Source organism: Paenisporosarcina sp. P5_A11 (assembly GCF_056400705.1).
Map to the genome: position 1 here is coordinate 1 of NZ_JBFUKT010000003.1, position 20,256 is coordinate 20,256.

The window sequence follows — 20,256 nt, forward strand, 5'->3', positions numbered from 1 at the left end:
ATTCAAAGAAGTAAAGATGGTGAATTAGTCATAATGCATGATACTTCTGTTGACCGAACAACAGATGGCACTGGGTATATAAAAGATTTAACTTTTAACCAACTGAAAAATCTGGATGCAGGAAGCTGGAAGGGCTATGAATTTGCAGGAGAAAAAATCCCTACGTTTGACGAAATTCTCGATAAATATCATGGGAAGATTGGTATTTTACTTGAATTAAAGGCTCCAGAACTCTATCCTGGCATTGAAGAAAGTATTGCTCAGGAGTTAAAAGATCGCAATCTTGATAAGCCGCAAAATGAAAAAATGATTATTCAATCTTTTAACTTTGAATCTATGAAAAAAATGAACACCCTTCTACCGAAAGTTCCAATTGGTGTGCTGACAGGGTCAAAGGCACATACAACACCGCAAGCATTAAAAGAGTTTAGTGCTTACGCTGATTATTTTAATCCAAGTTACGGATTAATCACTGAAGATGTAGTCAATCAAGTGCACTCACAAGGGATGAAAATACAATCATGGACTGTACGTAGTCATGAATCTGCTGACTTTCTTTTGAAGATGAAAGTGGATGGTATTATTACGGATTATCCTGACTATGTTGACCCAAGAAAATAATAGTAATCAACTAGATTGACCCTTTCCTTTCTGGGTCAATCTTTTATATATCGGATCAAAAACCAGAAAAAATATGTTCACTCTGTAATTTCCGTAATGCCATTCGTTGGAAAAATACAAGTGTGGATTTTACATAATGAGTAATGAAATGAGCTCTTCATTTGACTAGCCGCATAAGATGTATTATTCTAGCCATGCACTGATTAATTTCATAAAGCGCCATTTATGGTGATTAAGTTTTCTAGGGTTCCGCAAACAACTGGTTTGGTCTGGTCCGAGAGAAAACGCTTTGCTTGTTTGCAAAGATACACGGAAGGATAAAAGCCTGGGAGATAGCGTATTTTACGTTAATTTCTCAGGCTTATTTTTATTGGAGGAGGATGAACAGGATGAATAAAGAATGGATGAAAGTATTCATTGCCGCTTTTTTTGAAGTGTTTTGGGTCATTGGCTTAAAACACGCGGATGATGTATGGACATGGATTGGGACGGCAGTGGCCATTGCTGTGAGTTTTTATTTAATGATCATGGCAGGGAAAACATTACCGGTGGGTACAGTGTACGCGGTGTTCGTTGGACTCGGGACAGCAGGCACAGTAATCGCAGATATCCTATTTTTTGGACAAGATTTTAACATCGCGAAAATTGGGTTGATTGCGCTTCTGTTGATTGGTGTTGTTGGGCTTAAACTAGTGACAAAAGAACAGGAAGAGGGGGCATCCTAATGGCTTGGCTATTTTTAATCATTGCAGGACTATTTGAAATGACAGGCGTTGTGATGATCAACCAAGTGCACAAAAAGCGTAATTGGAAATCAATCACTGGATTGTTCGTCAGTTTTGGCGCAAGTTTTTTATTTCTTGCATTCGCGATGGAAAGTCTTCCGATGGGAACGGCTTATGCAGTATGGACAGGTATTGGCGCCTCTGGTGGTGCGATTTTAGGCATGATTTTATATGGGGAACCGAAAACCTGGTTGCGCATGCTGTTTATCGCAATGGTGTTAGGCGCAGCTGTCGGATTGAAGTTCATTTCATAATGTTATGATGCAAGATTTTTTAGGTATCTATAGTCGCAACTTTATTAGTTATTGTCGTAACTTTCATCGTTATTATCGCAACTTCTTGAATTATTGTCTCAACTTTTCATGTTATTGTCGCAACTATCCAATTTCCTCCTAATTCTCAAGCTCAAAATTACAAGAGACCTGCTTCGCTTTTTCTGCGAGACGGGTCTCTTGTTATAATGTTTACTATGCTGCTTGTCCATTTCGCGCACAGTAAATTATCAAGTTCACTCGACTCAACTGAATAACTGTTGTTTAATTCAGATTTGTGTAAAAATTGTGTTGACAATACTAAAAATAGATGCAATAATTCGATTTATATTTTTAAAAAATACATATCTACATTTTTCTTATCAAGAGCAGGTGGAGGGAACTAGCCCTATGAAACCCGGCAACCGACTTACGCGAGTAGGCACGGTGCTAATTCTTGCAGCAGTAGCTGACAGATAAGAGGATGTTAGTTTTTACTAACCTCTTCTTTTTTGTGAAGAGGTTTTTTATGTGGATTAAAGAGGTGACGAATTTGAGTGAAGTAATTGCGAGTTATTTGGTCCATAACGCAGGAAACTTGGAGAAAAAAGCTGAAGGCATTGCACTTGGTCTGACTGTTGGTTCTTGGACTGATTTGCCTCAACTCGAACAACAACAATTAAAGAAACATAAAGGCCGCGTTGTATCTGTCCAATCATTAGGTGAGGAGCCAAATGCAAATCGTACGAAAGGAATTATTCGAATTGCTTATCCTGCTGCGAATTTTAGTCCAGACTTGCCAGCAATTTTGACGACGACCTTTGGCAAATTATCGCTTGATGGGGAAATCAAATTAATTGATTTGGAGTTCAGTGCGGAGCTAGCTACTCACTTCAAAGGACCTAAGTTTGGGATTGAGGGGATTCGCAATTGGACGGGTGTGCAAGATCGCCCTTTTGTTATGAGTATTTTCAAAGGAATCCTTGGCAAAGACTTATCTTTTTTACTGCACCAACTCGAACAACAGGCACGTGGTGGCGTGGATTTTGTGAAAGACGATGAGATCTTGTTCGACAACGAGTTAACGCCTTTTGAAGAACGAATCACGAAAGGTCGTGAAGTTCTCGAAAAAGTATATTCAGAAACTGGACATCGCACACGATACGCTGTGAATTTAACGGGACGCACATTTGACTTAAGAGACAAAGCAAAACGTGCAACAGAGCTTGGGGCAGACATGTTGTTGTTTAATGTTTATGCATACGGACTCGATACGCTTCAAAGCTTAGCCGAGGATAGTGAAATTGCGATTCCAATCATGGCGCACCCTGCTGTATCAGGAGCATTCACGCCATCACCATATTACGGGCTGTCAAACCAACTTGCACTAGGCAAATTACTGCGTTTTGCAGGAGCGGATTTCTCCTTATTTCCTTCGCCATATGGAAGTGTGGCTCTTGAAAAAACCGAAACTCTTAAGATTGTGGAATCGCTAACGAAACCAAATTGCGTGAAACCAACACTTCCTGTGCCTTCAGCGGGAATTCATCCAGGAATGGTGCCACAACTTATCGAAGATTTTGGAGTTGATTCGGTAATTAATGCAGGGGGCGGAGTACACGGTCATCCAGAAGGATCTGCAGCAGGAGGTAAGGCATTCAGGCAAGCGGTCGATGCAACGCTTTTAAAGAAAACCCTATCAGTCGCCTCACAAACAAACGAAGAACTTCGACAAGTACTTGAATTGTGGGGTGACAAAGTACGATGAGCCAACCAGTTATTTTTTGTGATTTTGATGGCACCATCACCACCAAAGACAACATCATGGCCATCATGAAAAAGTTCGCACCACCTGAATGGGAGCCGATAAAAGACCAAATTCTCGGACAAGAAATTTCCATTCAACAAGGTGTTACGCAACTTTTCAACTTGCTTTCAACCAATCAAAAAGATGAAATTACGCAATTTGTCCTCGACCAAGCACAAATTCGCGAAGGTTTTGAAGACTTTGTTGCGTATACGAGATCACAACGTATTCCGCTCTTTATCGTATCAGGTGGCATTGATTTCTTCGTCAAACCTTTGCTGAAAGATTATATTACTGAAGACCATATTTATTGCAATGTCGCAGATTTCTCAGGTGATACGATTTCGATTGAATGGCCACACACTTGTGATGAATTTTGTTCAAATGGCTGTGGTTGCTGTAAGCCATCCATCATTCGCAAACTTAGTGAAGACAACACTTATAAAATCGTCATCGGAGATTCTATTACTGATCTACAAGCTGCAAAACTAGCAGACAAAGTCATTGCGAGAGATTTTCTCAGTAAAAAGTGCGAAGAACTTAACATTGCGTTTGAGCCATTTGAAACATTTAGAGATGTAATTCACATTTTAGAGCAATTGGAGGTACACACATGAGCAATTACTTTTCACGTTGGAGCGATTTGGCAGCTATCAAAAAAGAATTAGCCGATCGCGATTGGTTTTATGGAACAAGTGGTAATTTGTCTATTAAAGTTTCGAATGAACCCGTTTCATTTCTAGTCACGGCATCAGGGAAAGACAAACGCAAATTCACGAATCACGACTTTTTGTTGGTCGATTCAAATGGTGAAAAGTTAGAGGACACAACGTCAAAGCCTTCAGCTGAAACATTGTTGCACGCCAAAATCTATAATAAAACCAACGCGGGCTGCGTCCTTCATGTGCATACCATCGATAACAATGTGATTACAGAACTGTACAAAAATGAAACACATATTGAATTTACTGGAAATGAAATTATTAAAGCTCTAGGTTCATGGGAGCAAGACGCCAAAGTCAGCATCCCTATCATCGCGAATATCGCGCACATCCCAACTTTAGCTGAACAATTTGATCGCTATGTTAATGGAGACAGTGGGGCAATTCTTATTCAAAATCATGGAATTACAGTGTGGGGAAAAGATGCCTTTGAAGCAAAAAAAATCTTGGAAGCATGGGAATTTTTATTCTCTTATCAAGTCAAAGTAGCATCCATAAAACATGTAGTGGGGAGTTTTTAATCATGGCATTCATTCGAAAACACGCATCAAACGAACGTATTGAAGATGAACAAGCAGTAATCGATTTTTTATATAGCAACGAAGTCATTTATGAAAAATGGGATATTGATAAACTCCCGAAGGAACTTCGTGAAAAATTCAACTTAACTGATGAAGAAAAACAACAAATTTTATCGGCATTTGGCATCGATATTGCCGATATTTCTGAGCGTCGCAACTACCAACAAGCGGATGTGATTTCACTTTCAGAATCAACTCCGAATTTAGAACAGCTGCTGAAAAATTTCCAACAAGAACACCATCACGAGGACGACGAAGTGCGTTTCATTGTGAGTGGACATGGCATTTTCGTCATTCAAGCGAATGATGGTGAATTTTTCGACGTCGAACTCCAACCTGGTGACTTAATCTCTGTTCCTGAAAACGTGCGTCACTACTTTACGTTAATGGAAGACCGCAAAGTCGTAGCGGTTCGTATCTTTGTTACAACAGAAGGGTGGGTTCCAATTTATGAGAAAGAAACGGTTGCATAAGTGAAGAGAAATCGTTCCGACCATTCACCTGGGTACGGACATTTTATCCTCTCCAGACGTATACAGACACAACAACGCAACGAAAAAACCTGACATCCGCAGTGGGAGTCAGGTTTTTCTGATGCTATGGCGCACGCTTATGGGGAAGAAAAGGTCCGCGTCATAGTGAAAATTGAGGATTAATCAAAATTACTTAGCATATGAAACTTGCACCGACAATAATTAATAAGATGAAGAGAACAACGATCAAAATGAATGTAGAATCGTTATTGTTGCAACATTCGTTACCACCCATGTTTAACACCACCTTTTTAGGAAGGATGTTTTAACATATGCACTTTTATAAGGCAGATACGGGAACAGAGCAGGAATCAGAAAGAAGAATTATTCGCAAATAATGTCCCACTCATCTTTTAAATTTGAATTGACCTTCGCCAAATTAAATTTTTTATAACCTTGGCTTTTGGCCCATTTTTTCATAGATGCGTGGTCAGGATCTTCTTTATCTTTTATGACACGCTGGAATTCATCATAACCTGGTGGGCCTCCAACGTCTTCGGGAGGACAAGTACCTTTGCCTTCTAGAACTTGAGGATAATCATACTCGAAATCATCCACTACTTTTTCAAATATCACTTCATGATCCCAGCCGTCGCCAAAGTCATACAGGTAGCGAAAGTCTGGAGATTCATGTACATATTGATTTAAATCTACGTCTCTTGCTAGCAATAATTGCTTGCGAATGATTCGTTGATACATTTTATATTCATAGGTCCCTTCTTCAGGAGGGTTTTTCATGTAATGTTGTGCCATTGCGAAATTTTCTGTAACGGTTTCTTCATTTGCAACCAGCTCAATCGTTTTGTTGTTAATGGAGTCTTCAACGAAGAAATTAAACAAGTGACTGTCTGTCCACCCCATAGAGGTTTGAATTACGGAATGCAAATCATAAAAATCAAGTTCGACAGGCATGACAAACCGACGCCATACCTTTGGTTCTACGTGATTTAGTGTGACAAGAAATTGGTAAGCTTTCATCATAACACCCCATTTTAAGGATTTTTTTCATCATAACATAATTAGGGTGCTCCTTGTGAAGATTAAAAAAGGGCTGGTATTAATGAATCGTGATATGATAAAACTAATTTAAGAACGTGAGAAATCCCATTTCTAGTGTTGATAATTTGATTAAAAAGCGAGCAGGTGACAAATGAAAGAGGCCTTAAACAAATTCACAAATAAAAACTGGTTAATTTGGGGCGGCTTCATACTGTTGCTCGTTTTTCTAATCATGAATCGCCAAATCATTACGCTTCTAGTGAATCAAGATATCGAAGCAACTCAAGATTTTTTAGATGATAATATGCTGCATGCGGTTGTGTTTATGTTAGTGATCATGATCCTTCAAAATTCATTTACGGTGTTTCCTTTACTATTGGTAATTAGTATTAATATTACGTTGTTTGGTTTTATTAATGGTTTTTTATGGAGTTGGATCTCGAGTATAATTGCGGCAGTTGCTGTATTTTATAGCGTGCGATATTTATTTCAAGAGCGCTTAATTGAAAAATTCAAACCCGAACTTCTTAAGAAAATTGATGCAAATGGTTTTTCGTATGTCTTTCAAGCCAGGGTATTCCCTTTAGTTCCAACTAGTTTGGTCAATATATTGGGAGGACTCAGTACGGTACGGATTTGGCCGTTTATCCTCGCAACCACTATTGGAAATTTCCTTTTCTTTTTTGCTCTTGCATTAATTCCTGCAGGACTTTTGTCGGAAGAATTAGATGAAGCTCTAATTTGGGGGGGCTTAATCGGTGCCATTTTAGCGTACTACTTATTTAAACTTGTTCGCAAAAAACGTAAACAACCTAAATGAAACTAAAATAACCCTAGTTCGCCAAAAGCGAGCTGGGGTTATTTTATTAAATGAACGAATCCTTTATTTTTGGTCAACAAACTCTAAGATGAAATCCAAAAATAGCAGTGGTTGCTCTACGTTTGGAGCATGTCCGGATTGATTAAATTCAACGAACGTGGCATTCGGAATCAGTCTCGCCGTTTCACGACCTACTTCTGGTGGGTTTAGACCGTCGTGATCTCCACTAATAACAAGCGTTTCAGCAGTGATTCGATGCAAATCTCCACGAAAATCAAAGCCTTCTAATGCTTCATTAGCAGCGGAAATCTCTTTTGCTGTTAAGGGAGGGCTCTGCTGTCCGGCTTTGTGGCTCCACTTGCCGACAGCTTTCAAATCATGAAAAATGTAAGGAGATACTTTCACGACTTTCTCCGAAAAGTCTAATCCTTCAAGATCATCTGCGTGTTTCTCAAATAAGGCTTCCATAGAAGACGTTTTGCCTTGTGATTTCGTTGCCACTAACATCAACTTCTTCACACGCTCTGGTGAAGCGATGGCTACACCTTGTGCAATATAACTACCCATCGAGACGCCGAGTAGATAAGTTTCTTCGATTTCTAAGTGGTCCAGTAACCGAAGCACGTCGCCAATATGGTCATCTAATGTATACGTAGACGGTTTTTCAGAATCTCCATGTCCGCGAGCATCCAAGACAATTATGCGGAAATACTTCTTTAAGATTTTCACTTCATTTTCAAACATGTGGCGATTACCAGTCAATCCATGCAACAAAACAAATGGCTCACCAGCCCCGTGTTCTTCATATGTTAGAATCATTCCATTACTCGTAAATGTTGGCATCAAGTCACCTCTACTTTTTAAATTCCCTCCTGAGGATTATGTAAACTTTCATCAACCTACTTGTCCTATTCGAACCAACCCGTAGATTTTTGAAATAAATGAGAGCGCTTATTCGCGCTCTCGCTGTGCGTAGGGAGTGGCTTTCTCTTCCTTATGATTATTTTAATTAGCAAAGAAAAGCAGCTCCAACAATAATTAATAAAATGAAAAGAACCACCAGCAAAGCAAAAGAAGATCCGCCGTCGTGATGTCCACCCATAGATAACACCGCCTTTCTTTGTGGGAATGTTGTATTATACGCAAAACAATATCCGACATATGGGGCAACGTCATGGGATTATATTATAAATAGGTGTAAAAACTATTATGTTGCTTAAAAAATTAAAATAGTTTAGGACTAGTACTTTTCAACAGCTCGTACACGGGCGGTGAAAGGGGGTTTTTGTTAGACAGAATGCCCTGTTTTTCACGGTTCGATACTCTTAGTGTACTGAATCATTTCTTAGGTTGTTTCATCTTTATCCAAACCATACATAGTACACCAACTGCCAACCCGAAAACAATAATTTGCCCAATACCTATCCATTTCACAACAGCATACGTTGCTGAAACTTCAAGTAGTAAAGCTGGAACTTTGCCTATACTGCTGGCCGCTACAAATGACCCGAAACGCATCTTACTGACGGCAGCATATAGCGTCACTAATCCAGAAGGGATGAATGGCATTAATCGTAAGCCAATTACTAACCAGATTGCCTCTCGAGTAGAAGCATCGAGCAACTTTTTCATCCGTGGTGTATGTTTAGACCGATTGTTAACAAACTTTCTAAACCCTTTTCGATACAACCAAAAGGCAACCAAACTCCCGGCAATCTCTCCAATAAGAGAAACTGAAAACCCACCCCAAAAGCCAAATGCCGTGACATTTATGGCAGTCAGAAATGCACTCGGAATAACTCCTACGATACTAATCACGATATTCACTAGCATACTTATCAATACAGCTATAGGGAAGGGAACCATGGACATATAAGATTCGATTATTGCCATAGATATCTCCTTTATCAAAACTAAGATGCATTTATAGTAGCACGATTTTACTCAATAATGACGTTGACAATCTGCATAATAAAAAGCCAAACAAGATGAGGACTCATCTTGTTTGGCTTTCTGCTATTTTTTAATGATAGAAGAATGAAGCAACACCCAAAACACGAGAGTGCCTATTCTTTTGTCAAGTCACCGAGTTTTACTAAGCTCTTCCATGTAACCCCGCCATCAGTCGTTTGGTAGACATTATTTTGTAGGGTTGCAATCGAAATCTCTTTGTCATTCGTTGGGTGTGTAGCAATATAAGTGACGGCATTATCTTTAGCCAGTTGTGGAACTGAAAGAGCCTTTGCTTCTTTTGAAGCAAGGTCAATTTGAACCAACTGCACCTTGTCACCTACTAACTCCGCTACGTACGCATGACTTTTACTTAACGTCACATAAGTGATGTACATGTCATCCTTGAATAGTGAAAAGCTTTGACCTGCATCCGTTGATAGATATAATCCTCGGTCTGTGCCAATCGCAACAGTTGCAGGTGTGTCTGGATGAGCCGCCATATTAGACATCATTTCGGCTTCAAAGCCATTCATGTCCATCGTTGTCCACTTCTGTCCGTAATCGTCTGTATAAAAGAAGCCGTTCTCTAACTTGTCAGTAGGCATTTCGTTAAAAACATAGATACGATCTGTATGGTAGCTAGCCGCTAAATAATGAAAGTCGATTTCACCTGCAAACGCATATTGTTTAAATGTTTCTCCGGCATCTGTGCTTTTTAGTAGTCCAAGCGGGTTCTCATAATCTGATCCAGGTTCTGGATGACCGCTTGAAACAAATCCATCAGCTACTGCTTGAAAGCCCATATAATCATGCTTTTCGCCCGTTGTTTCTTTCCACGTTCCTTCTTCATAGAGAAGGGGGCCGTGATGGGAGGCAAGCATTAATGCATCACCGGAACCTGGGTAGCCGAGTCCATGAATATGGTCCAACTTGGTGTCAGTTGTTTTCTGGTAAAAATCTTCTGAAGGCGCAAGAGGAGCGTCTTGAGCGGCTTCATCTACTGTCTTTTCGTTTTCTTCTGTGGTGTCATTTGATGAACAGGCTGCAAGCGTTAAACTAAGCAGACCCATAATAATTATCCATGTCTTCATGTTCTTCCTCACTTCCATTTATAGCCGATGCCCAAACTGTCACAATATACTCGGACGCTTGAAACCTAGCAGTTTTTATTTGTCACGCAAATTCCGAACATGTGAATCGACGGTACCGTCCTCTATTAACTGCCCCAATTGTACACGAAAAATATAAAAAAAACTGTGCAGAAAAAAGCACAATATACTCACCATCACGCTTAAGACACTGCCCCATATGGCATTATCGATTTAACTGAAGCAGAAGCGCAAGTTACTATACATCAAGTAACCTACGATAAAGCTGCGTTTTTGGAGAAGTTCGAACGCTTGCAAGTACCTCAAAGAGAGATTTTATTTAAGTTGTTCTATGTAGGAGAGTAAAAAAGCACCAGAACCCTTTTGGGTAATGAAAGAAGCAACACCTTCTATTCCATAAACGCAACGACCGAAGATACAATTTCGGTCGTTTTTTACTTTCTTTTATCTAGCATTCATTAATTGTGCAATTTGTGAGATAATTATAACAAATTGAGATGTAACGAATTAGTTGAGATATAATTAAAGTATCGGATGAAAAATTTAAGGAGTGAATTTTTATGGCTACTGCTCGTGAATCATCAAAAGTGAATTTAGATTTTTTAGTTCATGACCTTGGTTTGCACCAAGAGAGAAATACAAAAGTTTTTCGAAAAGGAAAATTTTTTATTATCTCACCATCTGTGCAAAATAAGAATCATTTGTTTGAAGTTGGAGAAAGCATTATGGAGTTATTCGAAACAGAAGAACAAGAAGGCTATTTACTGATCCGCTTTAAAGAAGAATTTTTAATGGCCAAACTAAAATCATTCGAAAAGAAAATGATGATATCAGATACAAAGCCCACTTCATCTAGGCTTCCTCCACATTGGAAGTTCAAAGTAATCGAAGCGACAAACCCATACATTATAAACATGGGGGATAGTGACCTAAGGTACCCAATTCAAAATCCAAGCAAGAATCAGCTAATTCAATTTTTTAATACAGAAAGCTAAATTAACGATAAAAGAAAAATAACCCCTGGCAGTTTCAAGTGTCGGGGTATTTTTGCATTACAAATTCAAAGTTGTTTTCTTAATTAGATTTGAAAAGATTTGAAAAGATTAGAGATGAGTATTTAGTGTGACAGGTTTCTAGTCCGCTTCGGACGCTTTACCTGCTGCACAATAATCTAGGGAATATAGAGGATGGGCTTGTGACTGCGTCACTTCGCCAAACCCTCTTTTTATAGATCATCCTACGGCGAGTGTGCATCCTTCGCTCCCTTGAAACCTGAAAGCACTCAGTAATTTTGGTTTCGTTAACTACAGAAAAGAAGACAATTTTAAATAGATGTTCGGCCGAAGATGCATTTCGGCCTCTTCTTGCTTCTTTTATTTTGGCTTTTATTAGCAATGCTTTCGATAATTCATTACAAACAAAAGAGTATTTGCGCCCCAAATGTACGATAAACAACAATTTCGTTTAACAGAGTCAAAAAATAAGAAAAGTAGGAGTTTATCATGAATAGTTTATTTTTATTAGCGGGTATTGCTTTTTTTATGGTGCTAGCAGCAGTCATCGTTGGCACGATCATCTTCGTTTCAAATAAATCGAAATCAAAAAACAGTTGATTAAAAGGTTCTGCTCAAATAACAAGGAAAAGCAGCTCATTCCATTGGAGCTGTTTTTTTGTGTTTTAAAAAAGAAAAGAAGATGAATATCATCTCCCACCAATTGCCAACAAAAAATTATTGATAAAAGAACAGATGTTCGCATATACTAAAGAAAAGGGAGGCTGCTTGTATGAAAGGCACCATTGTGAAGTATATGAAGCGGCAAGATATTCTGGAAATGGTCTATCTTGCAAAGGACGGGAACATCACCAAACGTCGTGTGAAAGTTATTAAAGCCTACCAAGACACGTTTCAAGCGTACTGTTTTACCAAACAGGCCAAGCGCACTTTTTACTTTGACCATGTCCTAGCAGCAGTTCCAGTTATTCGAAGAGAAAGGGAGGACGTAATTGCATGAAAATCAATCGTGGTCTAAAAGTGGATGGTGATCTTAAAGATCGCGGCAAGATTAAGTGGACGGCCATGATGTTGCCAGAGCACGTGGCTGAACTTCGTCAATGGCAAGAAGATTACGACAAGGTAAAAAAACCAGAACTCGACGAATTCGACTACGATACAATGCAAGAAGAAATCGAACGCGCACTCATTAGCGAAATGGAAACACGCCTAACCTCATGGAAAAACGGCAAGCTCCACTATCATCGCGGCATTATCAAACAAGCCAACAACCAATACCTTCGCTACGAAGACCCATACGGCATCCACCAACTACCACTTGATGAACTTGTCGGTGTTTTTGTTATTGCGTAACCTTAGTGAATATCAAAAAACCTCTTTAGCCAAATACTAAGGAGGTCAATACTAACTGCATATAATTTTCAAGGATGTAAATTCTCTTTCAATTACTTCCTCTAACACAAAGTCACGAGCTGACGAAGATACTCCATATCCTAAGAAAAAATCATGTAACAGTAGGCAAAATTAATATTTCATCAATCATAATACATGAAAAAAATGGAAAGCTGCGCTTAGTTCCAGAGACACTTCGGACTATAAATAGATCCGTATTTGCCAGGTTCAAAAGCACGTGAAAATAGGATGCCAGTGCGCTTTTGGCGCACTGACATCCTATTACTCCTGGCTTTCTGAGAGGCAGTGGTGACTCTATTCTTAGTCCATCGTGTCTCGTCCACTTGCGGAGATTTTCTCATTTTCATGCGAAGTAAATTGCTTTTGGTAACTAAAGAATTGAAACTTTTATTCCATACAGAGAACGGCCGAGATACAATTCCGGTCGTTTTTTCACTTTTCTTTACTTTATCTCATTAAACACAAGGGATGAAAGGGATTCGTCATAGGAATACTTAATCAATCGTAAGTTACACCAATGAATTGTTTCTGCAGGACGTCTACCTTTAACAAAAGTCCGATTGCCAATTTCATTTTTCATTTTGACAACTTCATCTGGAAAATCATGAGCTACTATAAAGGCTTCAATCATTGAATAATCACCGAAACTATATTCTTGATTTATCCAGTCAACGTATTTCATTAATTGATTAAGGACTTCTCTATCAGCAATATCTTTTTTTATTTCAATTGTTAAATATTTAGAGATAGTAGTAAATGATGGAATGAATCGATATCCGAAAACATCCATTTTATCCATATAATCTACCGGTTTAAAAGGAGAAGCAACAACTTGGTGGGACAAATAGTCCCAATGACCAAAGATACCAGTTGGTGAATTTTTAATGTAATCAATAATACCTGCTTCTATAGCCATTTCATGTCTTATTTTCGAACCGCTAGAGGCTAAGGATAAAATGTTTTTAGAAGAGACTTTATAATTCTCGTCTATTAAACCTTGTATTCTTTTATGTGATTTAGATGAAGAAGGAAAGGTATTTATAGGATTAGAAATATTGAGTTCATTTGTTTTTAAAATGATATCAAAGAGTGCTTTGTTTTCCTCATCATCAATTTTGATGAAAGATAGCTTCCACAATACCCGTAACATCTTGAAAGCTTTAGGATTAGAAGCTAAAATATCATCCATATCGATGCCGTTTTTAAAAAAACGGGGTGCGTTTTCAAAAGTGCAAAGGAATCGATTACCTAAATTAAAGGATGATTTGTTCAAAATCATTTGTTTTTTTAGAGTTGAATAATTTCTGGTAATGGGAATGTCTGCTTCTGGAAAGTTTAAATGTTTGCAGTCACCTTTGATATTGAGTAGCTTTCCTACGCCATATATTTTTCTTTTAATGAAAAAATAGACATTATCACCTTCACTCATAGACAAATAATCAGCGAAAGTTCCTTCATGTGGAGTTAGCCAATTATTTGCTTGGGGTATATTTAAATTTGTGCTATAAACACCGTTTAAAATTAATTCATGTAAAGAATCAATACTATCAAGTGTAAAGATATATCCTGCCATTTACACAGCTCCTTGACTATAAAGATAAGCTACATATTCTCTATCTAACCAAAAGGCTTGCTTAGCGATCATTTGTCCATCAGGTAAAAGTGTTTTGTCCTGCCCATCCCTACCTTTAGGACGGATATGACATAGACCGTTGCTACCTGGAGAAGGTAAATCATTCTTCGCTACAGTACTTTTACCCCTTTTAATCATCTCTATTTGAATGCCATTAATGAGTTGTTGCTGGACATGTTTCCAAAAGAATTGCAGTCTTCCATCGATTTCCTTTATCGGCATATTCCAAAGTTGGATTCCTTTGAAGAATAATTCACGGTTTTTATTTTCTCTTTCTGTTTCTCTATATTCAAAAATGACCAATAAAAACTTGGTTTGTTCAAAATAGTTTTTTAGCCAACTTTCTTCCCATTCCTCATTTGCCCATTCCATAAAGTTCACATTTTTAAATGACATATGTTCTTTTGGTATACCATTTGGTTCAAGTCGCACAGTTTTAAACTGAATGTTGGCTTTTGAAAACTCCTCAATGTCATCCAGCTTTGTTCCTTTGATTCCAAGTAAGGCACTGACAAAATCGGGAACAAAACTTTTGGATTTGTTGATTGAGATTCCATTTTCTGATGCAATCTGAGTGATGGTTTTCCCTATGTACGGAGAAAAGCGACCCTGAAGAATTTCTTCAAGAGTTTTGCTTTTAAGTTCTTGGCTATTTGTAATTGATATCAAGTCTATGTTCGATAATATTTTTCTTGCGACTCCAGTTATATAACTTGCTTTTAAACTATAAGCTCTTTGCATTGCTGAAATATGGCTAAATGGTTGAGTTCTTAAACTTTCTTTATTTTTACCTTTAGTACATGCAGCTAAATAAATGGTGTCAGCTTCAGATAGCTCATGGGCTTTTCCAGATTTAATTTTATTAGTAATGAATATCCAATCGTTCTTAATAATTTGTAAATCTTCTTCGCTAAAAGATAAAAGATGACTTTTAAGTACTTGATATTCAGAACGATGAACTTCGGGACTCCATTGATAGAACATGAGTAAAATCGATTTGCTTTTTTTCCAAAAGCTAGATGATTCAAATGTATTCTCCACTTCTTTTTGATAATTAATTATATTTAACACTAATCGTTCTTTAGCAGAGATAGTTTTATTTTTATTAAGCCTTAAAGGAGTAACTTTCAACTCAATTCCTAGATCGAAAAAGTCTGCCTCTGACTTGGAATTCACTTCATATCCAAAGAAACTTTCTTCGATTATTTGTCCTAATTGCCCTTTAGCTTTAGGGTTTTCAATTCTGCCGCTCTTGTCTATTTCCCCAAAAGTTTTACCCTCAGCTTCTTTTGCTTTATAAAGAAGTGCTTCTTCTGTTTTGTAAATCAATTATGTACCTCCTAAAGCAACCAAATTCAATATCTAGATTTTACCATGTAAAGAAAAAAGCTGATACATTGAGTATCAGCTTCGTAATGACAATTCTAATTGAATGTCAGTAAGTATATTTGTTTTTTCAATTTCTTCAATTCGTGTCCCCATGCGTTCAATCAATCCTACGACCAGTGCATTTCCCATACAGAAATAGCGCATTCGGTCAGACATAGTATCTGTCCAATTATCATCAAAGCCATTAAGTCGTTCACATTCTAGAGGAGTTAGGAAACGTTTCCGCCCATTGACCTCAACGATATGTGTGCTTCGATTTGTGGAACCTTCACTTGTAAGCATTGTTCTACCAGGCTTGTCCAAATCATCTGTAGGTGACATCCCGCCTTCAGAGAATTGATAGACATGTCCATCTGCAGTTGTCCGTTCAATCTTTTTAGGACCCCGAAGGTATGCAAATTTCTCGCTAGCAGTTTCCGATAAATAAAACTTTTCATCGACTTCGCTTTCGTCAATAAGAATATCGCGCAACGTTATTGATTTTTCTTCTTTTGGAATAACGTGTGTTGTGAAAACTTCTCCTGCTTTCATATAACCAGCGGTATGAAAACCAAAAGAAAAATCATCTGAGATAGATACAATGTCACTGGGTAAGGTAACTGACGTTATTCTATCCTTATAAGGTTCAAATTTAACCGGAAAAGGTTTAGCGAAGAATCCATCTTTAAAAACAATCTGATCTTCAGAAATCTTACTTTGTGCTTTTTCAAAAGCGATTCCATTTTTATAGGCAAAAATGAATACTCTTCTTCTTCTCTGAGCAAAACCGTAATCAGCAGCATTAATGACACGCCACTCAACTGTATAATTTAAATCTCTAAAAGTAGCTAACATAACAGCGAAATCTCGTCCCCGTTGAGAAGAAGGAGATTTTAAAAGTCGGTCAACATTTTCCAAGAGAACATACTTGGGGTTTGTTTTTTCAATTACTCGCTTAATTTCCCAGAATAAGACGCCTTTTTTCCCTTGGAGACCTTTCTCACCAGAAAGACTGCGTGCAACTGAGTAGTCCTGGCATGGAAAACCACCCACCACTAGATTTGGTTCTAAATCTATAAACGTATCATCAGATACGGTAGTTATATCTTCATTCGAATGTATTCCAGTTTTAAAGTTGCTTACATAACAATCGAAAGCATCTTGAGCTTTTCGAGAAGGTTCCCATTGGTTACCCCAAACAACATCAAATAAATTGGGGTTCGCTTTCTCGAGACCCAAACGGAAGCCACCGACACCAGCAAATAATTCAATAACATTAATTTTAGAATTTTGCATATACGAACACCCTTTCGTGTTTTTCTTTATTATACAACATATCTTTGAAAAGATCAAGATCGAAATGTCACATAAAACATATTTTTTATTAATAACGAAAAATGATAAGAAATCTACTTCGAGTTTGAAATCAAGTGTAATTATTAACATAATTACAAATTTATTTTGAGTAAATAATCTGATAATATTAGTGGACATATCAAGGAAGAATTCAAATGGGACAACTTACTAACATCATTTTATGGTTTTGCAAGAGGCAGGTGTTAGCTGATGATGAGTTCCAACTAATTACAATACAATAATCCTGAGGTGCTTAACATGTTGCTTTACAATTGATCATTACAGAACGACTCTCATTCAAAACAAATGATGGAGGGGTTCTTAAAATGATGTATACAACATTAATAAAAGATATAACGAGCGATCAATTAAACGGTTTCTTCGTTGGTTGGCCTAATCCACCTTCGCTTGAAGTTCACCTTAGGTTATTAGAAAAAAGCTCTCATGTCGTTTTAGCGGTTGATGATGAATCCAAGCAAGTGGTTGGTTTCATCACGGCTATTAGTGATGGGGTATTGTCGGCGTATATTCCGTTCTTGGAGGTGCTTCCTCCTTTTCAAGGCCAAGGAATTGGTCAACAGCTGTTGAAAAAAATGATGGAATTGCTGAGTGATATGTACATGATTGACTTAATGTGTGATGAGGAATTGCAGGGATATTATGAGAAGCTCGGGATGTATCGTTCACATGGGATGGTTCTACGGAATTATGCGAAACAATCAGGAGTCTAAGGGAGAAATATATGGAGTTAGACACTTTGACATGGGTGTTGTTTAGGCGTTGGTATGTTGTTATTTGCGAGTATGGCAATTCTTATTTAAAGAGATTGCTCAGTTCCGTCGGTGTTACGCACTGCTTGTCGCTGAAGTTGCTTGAATGATGATATCCCAAAGGGAAGTGATCCTTTTGAAGAATATCAAATTGAGATTAGCTCGTGTCATGCAAAGAATCAAGTTCATGTTTCAGTTGTTTCTTAACGAGCCTTTGTGGTTTAAGATCCTCATTTCTACAACCTTGCTGATTTCGTTTGTTTTTAGTAGTTCGTTTTTTTCGGATCATGCGTATTTCCAAAGCGTTTCTAAGTTGGCTGCGGCCATATTTTTTAGTGCGTATGGGGTTAAGATGCTAAGGAATCGTATGAATTCTATACTCTTTTTTAGTTTAGCTGGTGTTTGTATGTATTTAGCTATCCTCGCTTACATTAATCATGCGTAGAGGTATTTACAGTTATTCCTAAAAATAAGTTGACTTTCATTTTTCGCTTTGGTAAATTCAAATACAATATCTAGGACGAAGAGAGTAACAAAATCGGATAATGAAGCGAGCTGGGGATGGTGTGAGCCTGGTTGTGAAGATTTGTGAACCGCACTTCGGAGATGCTTTTTCGAATGAAGTAGAAAAGGCCGGTGACTCACCGTTATGAGAAAGTGGCCCTATATGGGGTAATTTGAGTGGTACCGCGGAAGTTAAGCTTTCGTCTCATGTTTGATGAGGCGAGGGCTTTTTTTACGTTCATTTTTACGTACTAGTGCAACTACAGTTATTTTCTTAGGAGGAGTTCATATGAAACAAAAGGTATTAGACATTCTTCAACGTATCACGACAGAGGTAATTGAAGAACAGATGATTGAAGTTCCTACGTATGCCCATTTAGGGGACTATGCACTGCCTTGTTTCCCATTTGCGAAAAAGATGAGAAAGTCACCTAAGTTGATTGCTGAAGAACTAGCGGGACTTATTCAAGACGCGAACGTTGAAAAAGCGGAAGCCGTTAATGGCTATGTAAATATTTTTATGAAAAGAACGGGATTTGCACAGTCGGTTATGAATACAATTTTATATGAAGTAAATCATTATGGTTCTTCAAACGTCGGTGGAGGCGGCGTAGTGACGATTGATATGTCTTCTCCTAACATTGCAAAGCCTTTTTCAATGGGGCATTTGCGATCGACGGTGATTGGGAATTCCATTGCGTTGTTGCTTGAAAAAAGTGGTTTTCAACCAGTGAAGATTAACTACCTTGGTGACTGGGGGACTCAATTCGGAAAGTTATTAGTGGCTTTTCGTTTGTGGGGCAATGAAAAACAAGTGCAAGACTCACCAATCAAGACATTATTGGCACTCTATATTCGTTTTCACGAGGAAGCAGAACGTAATGAATCGTTAAATGACCAAGGGAGGGCGGCCTTCAAATCATTGGAGGATGGACATCCAGAGGCATTGGCTCTGTGGAAATGGTTCCGTACTGAATCCTTAAAAGAATTTCAAAAAATTTATGACATGCTAGGGGTTTCATTTGATTCGTATAAAGGTGAAGCCTATTACAACGACAAAATGGATGCAATTGTTGAAGAGTTACAGCAAAAGAACTTGTTAGTTGAATCGGATGGCGCCCTTGTTGTAGATGTAGGAGAGCATCTGCCCCCTTGCCTAATCAAAAAGTCAGATGGCGCGACGTTGTATGCAACGAGGGATATTACAGCTGCAATTGATCGACATAAGACTCACCAGTTTGTGAAATCATTGTACGTAGTTGGAAATGAACAGAGTTTACATTTTGTTCAGCTGAAGACGGTGCTAAACAAAATGGGTTATGAATGGGCGGATACTCTTCAACATATTCCGTTTGGGTTAATTTTGAAAGATGGAAAGAAATTATCGACGCGTAAAGGGAAAATTGTCTTATTGGAAGAAGTGTTGAATGAAGCCATTCAATTAGCTGAGGCCACTATCGATGAAAAGAATCCGAACTTGATGAATAAAAAAGAAGTAGCGAAAGCAATTGGTGTGGGTGCGATTATTTTCAGTGATTTAAAGCAACATCGGAAACATGATATTGAATTCGACTTGAAGAAAATGTTGCAGACAGAAGGGGAAACAGGCCCGTATGTACAATATAGCTATGCCAGAGCTTGCTCAATTTTGAGAAAAGCGGGAGCGTTGGATGAGTTTACAATTGAAGAAGTCAATGACCATGAGTGGGAAATAATCAAATGCCTGGAACAATTCCCTGATGTCGTCAATCGAAGCGCAAAGGAGCTAGATCCTTCTTTAATGGCAAAGTATGCAGTGGAACTAGCACAGGCATTTAATTCGTTTTATGGAAATGTTCAAATTGTTACTCAATCTAATTTGATGAACTACCGCGTTTCGTTAGTACAAAGTGTTGTAATTGTCTTAGAAGAATCATTAAGACTATTAGGGATTAAAGCTCCGATGGAAATGTGAATCTCTGAAACTAAAGTCGGAATTGTTTATTTTGAAATAATATTCTTATTGAAGGTTTCGTTTG

The 20,256-nt window shown here is 38.1% G+C and carries 22 protein-coding genes, 2 riboswitches and 1 other annotated feature; of the genes, 13 read left to right on the top strand and 9 right to left on the bottom strand.

Annotation, left to right across the window (positions count from 1 at the left end; all coding sequences use genetic code 11):
• The 7 genes from AC1DOS_RS01675 to AC1DOS_RS01705 all read left to right on the top strand — a co-directional run.
• A partial coding sequence (locus AC1DOS_RS01675) for a glycerophosphodiester phosphodiesterase (protein WP_477536172.1) occupies window positions 1–621 on the top strand: 621 nt, incomplete at its 5' end.
• 230 nt (window positions 622–851) lie between these two features.
• Window positions 852–955, top strand: a riboswitch (guanidine-I (ykkC/yxkD leader).
• 55 nt (window positions 956–1,010) lie between these two features.
• Entirely contained in the window at window positions 1,011–1,346 is a 336-nt protein-coding gene (locus AC1DOS_RS01680; RefSeq protein WP_477536173.1) for a DMT family transporter, read from the top strand.
• On the top strand, window positions 1,346–1,660 hold the full coding sequence (locus AC1DOS_RS01685) for a DMT family transporter (RefSeq protein ID WP_477536174.1): 315 nt from the start codon (window positions 1,346–1,348) through the stop codon (window positions 1,658–1,660). Before AC1DOS_RS01680 ends, AC1DOS_RS01685 begins: the two co-directional genes overlap by 1 nt.
• A 374-nt stretch (window positions 1,661–2,034) precedes the next feature.
• Window positions 2,035–2,140: riboswitch (SAM riboswitch) on the top strand.
• Between the two features lie 70 nt (window positions 2,141–2,210).
• Complete coding sequence (locus tag AC1DOS_RS01690) at window positions 2,211–3,425, top strand: 2,3-diketo-5-methylthiopentyl-1-phosphate enolase (protein ID WP_477536239.1); 1,215 nt, start codon at window positions 2,211–2,213, stop codon at window positions 3,423–3,425.
• Window positions 3,422–4,081: a 2-hydroxy-3-keto-5-methylthiopentenyl-1-phosphate phosphatase gene (locus AC1DOS_RS01695; protein ID WP_477536175.1), complete on the top strand. Its 660-nt coding sequence runs from the start codon at window positions 3,422–3,424 to the stop codon at window positions 4,079–4,081. The genes AC1DOS_RS01690 and AC1DOS_RS01695 overlap by 4 nt, the downstream gene beginning before the upstream one ends.
• Complete coding sequence (locus tag AC1DOS_RS01700) at window positions 4,078–4,707, top strand: methylthioribulose 1-phosphate dehydratase (RefSeq protein ID WP_108585928.1); 630 nt, start codon at window positions 4,078–4,080, stop codon at window positions 4,705–4,707. The genes AC1DOS_RS01695 and AC1DOS_RS01700 overlap by 4 nt, the downstream gene beginning before the upstream one ends.
• A gap of 2 nt (window positions 4,708–4,709) precedes the next feature.
• A complete protein-coding gene (locus AC1DOS_RS01705) occupies window positions 4,710–5,240 on the top strand; it encodes a cupin domain-containing protein (RefSeq protein ID WP_477536176.1) in 531 nt (176 codons plus the stop codon).
• A 193-nt stretch (window positions 5,241–5,433) separates the two neighbouring features.
• Here AC1DOS_RS01705 and AC1DOS_RS01710 read toward each other — a convergent pair whose 3' ends face one another.
• Together AC1DOS_RS01710 and AC1DOS_RS01715 are read right to left on the bottom strand one after the other, a co-directional pair.
• Window positions 5,434–5,535, bottom strand: coding sequence for a YjcZ family sporulation protein (locus AC1DOS_RS01710; protein WP_108585930.1), 102 nt, complete (start codon window positions 5,533–5,535; stop codon window positions 5,434–5,436).
• Window positions 5,536–5,624: 89 nt separating this feature from the next.
• Window positions 5,625–6,278 carry a plasmid pRiA4b ORF-3 family protein gene (locus AC1DOS_RS01715; protein WP_477536177.1) on the bottom strand — a complete coding sequence of 218 codons (654 nt, stop codon included), beginning with the start codon at window positions 6,276–6,278 and terminating at the stop codon, window positions 5,625–5,627.
• Window positions 6,279–6,450: 172 nt separating this feature from the next.
• Between AC1DOS_RS01715 and AC1DOS_RS01720 the strand changes: the two genes are divergently transcribed.
• Window positions 6,451–7,119, top strand: a complete 669-nt coding sequence (locus tag AC1DOS_RS01720; protein WP_477536178.1) for a TVP38/TMEM64 family protein — start codon at window positions 6,451–6,453, stop codon at window positions 7,117–7,119.
• Between the two features lie 63 nt (window positions 7,120–7,182).
• Here AC1DOS_RS01720 and AC1DOS_RS01725 read toward each other — a convergent pair whose 3' ends face one another.
• From AC1DOS_RS01725 to AC1DOS_RS01740, 4 genes are all read right to left on the bottom strand, one after another.
• Window positions 7,183–7,962 (bottom strand): alpha/beta fold hydrolase, encoded by a 780-nt coding sequence (locus AC1DOS_RS01725; protein WP_477536179.1) that lies wholly within the window; start codon window positions 7,960–7,962, stop codon window positions 7,183–7,185.
• 166 nt (window positions 7,963–8,128) lie between these two features.
• Entirely contained in the window at window positions 8,129–8,221 is a 93-nt protein-coding gene (locus tag AC1DOS_RS01730) for a YjcZ family sporulation protein (protein ID WP_108585934.1), read from the bottom strand.
• Between the two features lie 236 nt (window positions 8,222–8,457).
• The gene (locus tag AC1DOS_RS01735; RefSeq protein WP_477536180.1) at window positions 8,458–9,012 is read right to left on the bottom strand and encodes a TVP38/TMEM64 family protein; all 555 of its coding nucleotides are present in this window, start codon (window positions 9,010–9,012) and stop codon (window positions 8,458–8,460) included.
• Window positions 9,013–9,185: 173 nt separating this feature from the next.
• Entirely contained in the window at window positions 9,186–10,163 is a 978-nt protein-coding gene (locus AC1DOS_RS01740; RefSeq protein ID WP_477536181.1) for a F510_1955 family glycosylhydrolase, read from the bottom strand.
• A 578-nt stretch (window positions 10,164–10,741) separates the two neighbouring features.
• On the opposite strand from AC1DOS_RS01740, the gene AC1DOS_RS01745 reads away from it, so the two are divergent.
• From AC1DOS_RS01745 to AC1DOS_RS01755, 3 genes are all read left to right on the top strand, one after another.
• On the top strand, window positions 10,742–11,176 hold the full coding sequence (locus tag AC1DOS_RS01745; protein ID WP_477536182.1) for a hypothetical protein: 435 nt from the start codon (window positions 10,742–10,744) through the stop codon (window positions 11,174–11,176).
• Window positions 11,177–11,966: 790 nt separating this feature from the next.
• On the top strand, window positions 11,967–12,194 hold the full coding sequence (locus AC1DOS_RS01750) for a transcriptional regulator (RefSeq protein WP_477536183.1): 228 nt from the start codon (window positions 11,967–11,969) through the stop codon (window positions 12,192–12,194).
• Window positions 12,191–12,547 (top strand): YolD-like family protein, encoded by a 357-nt coding sequence (locus tag AC1DOS_RS01755; RefSeq protein ID WP_108585941.1) that lies wholly within the window; start codon window positions 12,191–12,193, stop codon window positions 12,545–12,547. Before AC1DOS_RS01750 ends, AC1DOS_RS01755 begins: the two co-directional genes overlap by 4 nt.
• A 502-nt stretch (window positions 12,548–13,049) precedes the next feature.
• On the opposite strand, the gene AC1DOS_RS01760 is transcribed toward AC1DOS_RS01755, so the two are convergent.
• The 3 genes from AC1DOS_RS01760 to dcm form a co-directional block, all read right to left on the bottom strand.
• Entirely contained in the window at window positions 13,050–14,180 is a 1,131-nt protein-coding gene (locus AC1DOS_RS01760) for a hypothetical protein (RefSeq protein ID WP_477536184.1), read from the bottom strand.
• Window positions 14,181–15,569: a Sau3AI family type II restriction endonuclease gene (locus AC1DOS_RS01765; RefSeq protein ID WP_477536185.1), complete on the bottom strand. Its 1,389-nt coding sequence runs from the start codon at window positions 15,567–15,569 to the stop codon at window positions 14,181–14,183.
• A gap of 75 nt (window positions 15,570–15,644) precedes the next feature.
• Window positions 15,645–16,904: a DNA (cytosine-5-)-methyltransferase gene (gene dcm, locus AC1DOS_RS01770; RefSeq protein ID WP_477536186.1), complete on the bottom strand. Its 1,260-nt coding sequence runs from the start codon at window positions 16,902–16,904 to the stop codon at window positions 15,645–15,647.
• A 386-nt stretch (window positions 16,905–17,290) separates the two neighbouring features.
• Here dcm and AC1DOS_RS01775 point away from each other — a divergent pair, with 386 nt between their 5' ends.
• Both AC1DOS_RS01775 and argS read left to right on the top strand, forming a co-directional pair.
• Window positions 17,291–17,695, top strand: a complete 405-nt coding sequence (locus AC1DOS_RS01775) for a GNAT family N-acetyltransferase (RefSeq protein WP_477536187.1) — start codon at window positions 17,291–17,293, stop codon at window positions 17,693–17,695.
• A 547-nt stretch (window positions 17,696–18,242) separates the two neighbouring features.
• Window positions 18,243–18,449, top strand: a binding site (T-box leader).
• Between the two features lie 78 nt (window positions 18,450–18,527).
• Window positions 18,528–20,192 carry an arginine--tRNA ligase gene (argS, locus tag AC1DOS_RS01780; protein ID WP_477536188.1) on the top strand — a complete coding sequence of 555 codons (1,665 nt, stop codon included), beginning with the start codon at window positions 18,528–18,530 and terminating at the stop codon, window positions 20,190–20,192.
• Window positions 20,193–20,256: the final 64 nt, after the last annotated feature.